This window comes from Bradyrhizobium sp. Ai1a-2 (genome assembly GCF_000426245.1).
Classification (GTDB): domain Bacteria; phylum Pseudomonadota; class Alphaproteobacteria; order Rhizobiales; family Xanthobacteraceae; genus Bradyrhizobium.
Genome location: NZ_AUEZ01000177.1, coordinates 1 through 4,749, shown reverse-complemented (window position 1 = coordinate 4,749; position 4,749 = coordinate 1). Strand labels below are relative to the sequence as shown.

At 58.1% G+C, this 4,749-nt stretch carries 9 protein-coding genes and 1 pseudogene; 6 read left to right on the top strand and 4 right to left on the bottom strand.

Annotation, left to right across the window (positions count from 1 at the left end; all coding sequences use genetic code 11):
- The first annotated feature begins 1 nt into the window (after position 1).
- Positions 2 to 250 carry a MarR family winged helix-turn-helix transcriptional regulator gene (locus K288_RS0142520; RefSeq protein ID WP_043162334.1) on the top strand — a complete coding sequence of 83 codons (249 nt, stop codon included), beginning with the start codon at positions 2 to 4 and terminating at the stop codon, positions 248 to 250.
- A gap of 56 nt (positions 251 to 306) precedes the next feature.
- On the opposite strand, the gene K288_RS51770 is transcribed toward K288_RS0142520, so the two are convergent.
- Positions 307 to 633, bottom strand: a complete 327-nt coding sequence (locus K288_RS51770; RefSeq protein WP_084800126.1) for an HU family DNA-binding protein — start codon at positions 631 to 633, stop codon at positions 307 to 309.
- Positions 634 to 1,126: 493 nt separating this feature from the next.
- On the opposite strand from K288_RS51770, the gene K288_RS55340 reads away from it, so the two are divergent.
- Positions 1,127 to 1,327 carry a hypothetical protein gene (locus tag K288_RS55340; protein ID WP_084800125.1) on the top strand — a complete coding sequence of 67 codons (201 nt, stop codon included), beginning with the start codon at positions 1,127 to 1,129 and terminating at the stop codon, positions 1,325 to 1,327.
- Positions 1,328 to 1,348: 21 nt separating this feature from the next.
- Positions 1,349 to 1,696: pseudogene (locus K288_RS55335) on the top strand (IS110 family transposase); the annotation flags it as partial.
- 84 nt (positions 1,697 to 1,780) lie between these two features.
- Here the strand turns inward: K288_RS55335 and K288_RS48910 are convergent.
- Positions 1,781 to 2,377, bottom strand: a complete 597-nt coding sequence (locus K288_RS48910) for a hypothetical protein (RefSeq protein ID WP_051335056.1) — start codon at positions 2,375 to 2,377, stop codon at positions 1,781 to 1,783.
- On the opposite strand from K288_RS48910, the gene K288_RS51755 reads away from it, so the two are divergent.
- Both K288_RS51755 and K288_RS48905 read left to right on the top strand, forming a co-directional pair.
- The gene (locus K288_RS51755) at positions 2,376 to 2,546 is read left to right on the top strand and encodes a hypothetical protein (RefSeq protein WP_201449822.1); all 171 of its coding nucleotides are present in this window, start codon (positions 2,376 to 2,378) and stop codon (positions 2,544 to 2,546) included. The two genes, K288_RS48910 and K288_RS51755, sit on opposite strands and share 2 nt — an antisense overlap.
- Before the next feature lie 244 nt (positions 2,547 to 2,790).
- Positions 2,791 to 3,450: a hypothetical protein gene (locus K288_RS48905; RefSeq protein ID WP_244443480.1), complete on the top strand. Its 660-nt coding sequence runs from the start codon at positions 2,791 to 2,793 to the stop codon at positions 3,448 to 3,450.
- A 306-nt stretch (positions 3,451 to 3,756) separates the two neighbouring features.
- Here the strand turns inward: K288_RS48905 and K288_RS55330 are convergent, their stop codons facing one another.
- Positions 3,757 to 3,948: a hypothetical protein gene (locus K288_RS55330; RefSeq protein ID WP_027584767.1), complete on the bottom strand. Its 192-nt coding sequence runs from the start codon at positions 3,946 to 3,948 to the stop codon at positions 3,757 to 3,759.
- Positions 3,949 to 4,028: 80 nt separating this feature from the next.
- Complete coding sequence (locus tag K288_RS50045; RefSeq protein WP_152535971.1) at positions 4,029 to 4,382, bottom strand: hypothetical protein; 354 nt, start codon at positions 4,380 to 4,382, stop codon at positions 4,029 to 4,031.
- 83 nt (positions 4,383 to 4,465) lie between these two features.
- Between K288_RS50045 and K288_RS51745 the strand changes: the two genes are divergently transcribed.
- A partial coding sequence (locus K288_RS51745) for a transposase (RefSeq protein WP_152535970.1) occupies positions 4,466 to 4,749 on the top strand: 284 nt, incomplete at its 3' end.

The following is a 4,749-nucleotide window of genomic DNA, read 5'->3' as shown; positions in this document are numbered from 1 at the left end:
CGTGAGTCCTTCGGCAAAAACCTTCACGACCAAACAGGGGCAATACCTCGCTTTTATCCACCTCTATACGAAGCTGCACCGCAGGCCTCCGGCAGAAGCCGACATTAGGGAATATTTCCGCGTCAGCCCGCCTTCGGTTCATCAAATGGTGCTGACGCTGGAACGAGTTGGACTCATTAAAAGGCAGCAAAGGACAGCTCGCAGTATCGAGGTCCTCGTCGATCCCAAGTGTCTGCCGGAACTTATCTGACCACCTCAATCCAATCCGTCAAAATCACTGTGCGGAGCCACTAGATTGCCCGGACGTCACCCTTGGACTGCCTCGGATGGCAAAGTCGCGTCTTTCGGACTCGCATCGCTGTTCAAGCGCTCATGCATTTCCTTGCTGGCCTTGAAAAGCGGAAAGCGCTTTTTGTCTACTCGCACGAGCTCGCCCGTTCGCGGATTTTTGCTCGTGCGAGCCCGCCGTTGCTTGCTGGAAAAGACTCCGAATGCACGAAGCTCAACCCGACCTCCGCGCACGAGCGCAGCAACGATCTCGCCGAGAATTGCATTTACAATGTTCTCGACATCGCGCTGATAAAGGCACGGATTTCGGCCGGCGATACGCTCAACGAGTTCGGACCTGATCATTGACGCTAACGTCCACAGAAGTTGTGGCGATCATTTCTCGAAAGCGCCTAGCGCCTGTCAAGCCGCAGCAGAGGCCACGAACCAGAACCCGCCAAACGCAGGTCGGCTGAGGATTGCCGAGCATTTGAAACTTGCCATCACCCGGTAGAGCTACCATTCATATCTGCCAGAGCGCCTGCAACGACTTCGTTAAAAATGTGCTCCTTTTTGCTCGGTCGTGGACGCTGTGTTGCGCTGATGTTCGAACTTTGGATAATCATTTCATTGATTGTCGCGCTATCCCGCCTGATATTCTTTCACGACAGCTGGTGCTGTTGAGGTCGCCGGAATGAGGACGGGCAAGGGGAAGTGAGATGTCTGACATGCGAAGCCGCATGCCGCATCGCTATGTCTCGGCGGCGACAGGTGTCTGTTGTTGAATCGTATCGACGAATCCAGCCAGATCAATCGATCATCAGACCGGAGCGCCGGAGTTTTCGGCAATTGAGCGCCTATGTCCCAAGCCTACGTCATCGAAGTATCGAATCGAACAGCAGGCATCATCGTTCGCGAAGAGCGCGGCTTTCGATTCTTTTCATCTGAGCGCGTCTTTGACAGCCTCGATGGCCACCACTTTGGCTCTGCCCGCGCGGCGGAGCGAGCAGCAAGTGCGCTTGTCCAGCGGCGATGCGGCGCCGGCAACCAGACAGCCTAACCAGATATGCATCAGCCGAAAATGGTCGCGGCCGACGGCCGCGACATAACCGCTGGTGCTGACGGCGATGTTGTTTTCCGCAAACAGCTGCTCGCGACAAAGTGCTGGCTTTCTTTGCCCAGCAGCCTGCATGCGCTGGAAGCCTGCGCCAGCGCCCATTACTGGGCTCGTGAGATTGGCAAACTGGGCCGCGCAGTGCCCCTATTTGGCCGTCCTATGTAAGGCCCTTTGTTAAGCGCCGGAAAAACGCTATGGCCGATGCAGAAAGCGATCTGCGAAGCAGCCCAGCGCCCCACCACGCACTTTGCCGCCGTGAAGAGTGAGGAGCAGCAGGCGAGCGCGGACATGTTTCGAGTTCGCGATCATTTAGAAACGGCACCGTCGGCGTTCAGGCAAGCGGGGATGAGAAATGTCAACTTGACACCAAACCGCAATTAAAGGCCCGGTTCACAATCAGCCTCTCAGCCGTTCTTGCAATGCCCGCCGACTGGCGATGAGGTTGCCAAGATTCTGGAAGTCTGGCTGCCGTCTTCCTGCCAATCGCCTGACCAGCGCCCGCGTGCCGTCCAGAACAAAGACACCGCAATCATGGCCGTTCCGTTGCGGGGCCATGTGGGCTAGCTGCAGGCCGGCGCCCAGCCGTTGTGCAAGCGTTGCGGCAAACCCGTTGTTACGTCCCCGGCCGGAGTCGTAGTGATAGGCGACCGGTCTTTCCCGGTCACGTCGATCGACCAGCAGCAGCGACCAGTGGGTACCGCGGCGATCAAGATCCGTAGCGCTGGCATCGTTCACTGGCAGGAACAAGAAGTCGGCTGTATCGTTACCATACCGATCATAAACGGTGCGCTGAAGTGCGCGGAGCATGTCGTTATCACCACCCAAGCGCAGATGATAGTGGGCTGTGAGTGGATCCACGAGCCGAGTCCGGGGGGCGAGATTCGGATTATTTCCCTGCAACTCCGCCATCAGGAGCTCGTAATCCCTTATGATGCTGCTGTCGGGCTCAACGACGCCGTTGGAAAGCATGCCCATTTGGTTGAAGCACATCATGCTGGTGATCAGCCCGACGCCTCATTTTGTTATCTTCGCCCAGGACGTGCTCTATCGTGGGGCGGATCTGTCCATTGTTTGGCCGGAGATCGTTGCCACATTCGCCATCGGAGCTGTGTTTTTCGGTGTCGCGCTGTACCGCTTCCGACGCATCATTTTCGGCGGCTGAACAATACCTGATTACAGAACGCGATCCGCACAGAACCCGGTGGAGCACAAGGAGCGTTCCAGTGCGAAAGAAGCACGCGGCAACCGAGGTGACTACGGCATCCGGCAAGATGAGTAGTGAGGGATTCGAGAAGGAGCTCGCGAAACTCCAAGTAGAGCTGGTACGCCTGCAGACTTGGGTCTAAGCGCAAACGTGCGCGAGCCATCGTGATTTTCGAGGGCCGCGACACGGCGGCAAGGGGGGCGTGATCAGCCGTATCACCGCGCGCACGATCCCGCGCGTCTATCGGCACGTGGCATTGCCAACCCCCTCTCGTGAAAAGATGCAAGTCTACATCCAGCGGTACATCGCGCATTTCCCGGCGGCGGGCGAAATCATCCTGTTCGACCGCGCGTGGTACAATCGCGCCGGGGTCGAGCATGTGATGGGTTTCTGCACCGACGAGGAATACGAACGCTTCCTGGCCGTCACCCCTGTGGTCGAGCGAGAGATTGCCGTCAATATGGGCATTATCTTGCGCAAGTACTTTCTTGATGTCAGTCAGGATGAACAGCGGCGCCGGTTCGAGGCTAGGATCAAAGACCCGGTCAAGTACTGGAAGCTGAGCCCCATGGACACCGAATCGGTCCGGCGCTGGTGGGATTATACGGCGGCCTACCAGCGCATGATCGATGCTACCCACACGCCGGATACGCCGTGGTACATCGTCCCGGCCGATGACAAGCTCCGCGCCCGGTTGAACTTGATCGGACATCTGCTCGACAGCATACCTTACAAAGGGATCCCACATGGACCTGCCGAAAATTCCCAAAGGCGCAGCCGCGGCCCAAAGGCGCTAACGAGGGTCTCGGCTCAGGCCAGCCAATCCCCTGCCGCTACTGAGGTACGGGACTGCGCTAACTAAACTAAGCGGCGTTCTTGCGATGAAGATCAGCTTGCGCCTGGAATGTTATTTAGTCGTCCGTTCTTTAATCGCGGGCACGGTGTCAACCCCGATCGACAAAAATGATCCACTGCCGGGTTCATGGTTCTTTCCGCGGTCGTCTCTATGCAGGAGCGCCGCATGATGGCGTTCAAGAGGTGCGGCATCTCGATATGAAGAGCGCGGTGCGTCACCGCCCGCAGGGACGACTTCGAGATTGCCAACACCTTCGTCCCGGCAGGGACGCATGTTCCGCCGAAGGCGGATCTCGGTTGGTTTAAGGCTGGTTCATGCGGTGCGTATCTCTGCCTGGAACTCGGTGCCATCGGTCCAGATGGCATGGAGTATGACAGCCATTTTGCGCGCCACGGCAACCTTCGCCTTTTTGGCGCCGATGCGTTTGGCCAGCTTGCTGCCCCAGCGCTTGAGCGCAGAACCTCGTCTGACAACGGTCAGCAGGACATTCGCGGCCTCGAACAAATAAGTTCGAGCCTGGTGGTTTCCGCGCTTGGAGATGCGGCCAGTGCGATCGATCTCGCCGGATTGATAACGTCTTGGTGTCAGGCCGAGATAGGCGCCAACGTCGGCCGAATGTCTAGAGCGAGTGGGGTCATCGATGCTAACGACGTGGACAGGGCAGTCAGGGGACCGATACCGGGAACGGTCATCATTCGCCGAACAGTTTGGTCGCCATTTGCCGCTGCTAGGAGTTCTCGATCAAACGTCTCAATTTGCTCGGTCAAACAGGACTGGGCAAGGAGTAGCGGCGCGAAGATATTTTGTAGATCCGGCGCTTCGTCAAGCACGGCATTGACTTTGCGAGCCAGGTTGGTCGAACCGGCCCTGCCGAGCACCATTCCCAGCCCCTTACACAGACCGCGCATCTGGTTGTCGAGGTCGCGCCGCAGATTCACCAGCTTGGTTCGAGCCGCTAGCATCGTACGCACCCGAGCAAGGCCGCCTTGTGAAAAGGTCGGCTGCGTAGCTGACTGTCCTTATGGACGTGCATAAGGACAGTGCGGTGCTGAGCCGCATAGAGGTGGTGGAGACCGGTCGGCGGCGACGCTGGACGAGTGCGGAGAAACTCAGGATCGTAGAGGAGAGCTTCGCGGGGCCACGACTGGTTTCGGCGACCGCTCGCCGGTACGGGATCTCACGTCAGCTTCTGCTGAATTGGCGAAAAACTTTGGCCTCCAATCATCGGGCTGGAGAGGGTTCGATCGGCCCGACATTCGTCCCTGCGATAGTTGTGCCGAGCACGCCCCCAACGACGGAAGCTGT

Bases quoted from the DNA above. Each gene is read 5' to 3' on its own strand.
- K288_RS51770 (WP_084800126.1), bottom strand. From the start codon at position 633: ATGATCAGGTCCGAACTCGTTGAGCGTATCGCCGGCCGAAATCCGTGC.
- K288_RS51755 (WP_201449822.1), top strand. From the start codon at position 2,376: ATGCTGGTGATCAGCCCGACGCCTCATTTTGTTATCTTCGCCCAGGAC.
- K288_RS48910 (WP_051335056.1), bottom strand. From the start codon at position 2,377: ATGATGTGCTTCAACCAAATGGGCATGCTTTCCAACGGCGTCGTTGAG.
- K288_RS55340 (WP_084800125.1), top strand. From the start codon at position 1,127: ATGTCCCAAGCCTACGTCATCGAAGTATCGAATCGAACAGCAGGCATC.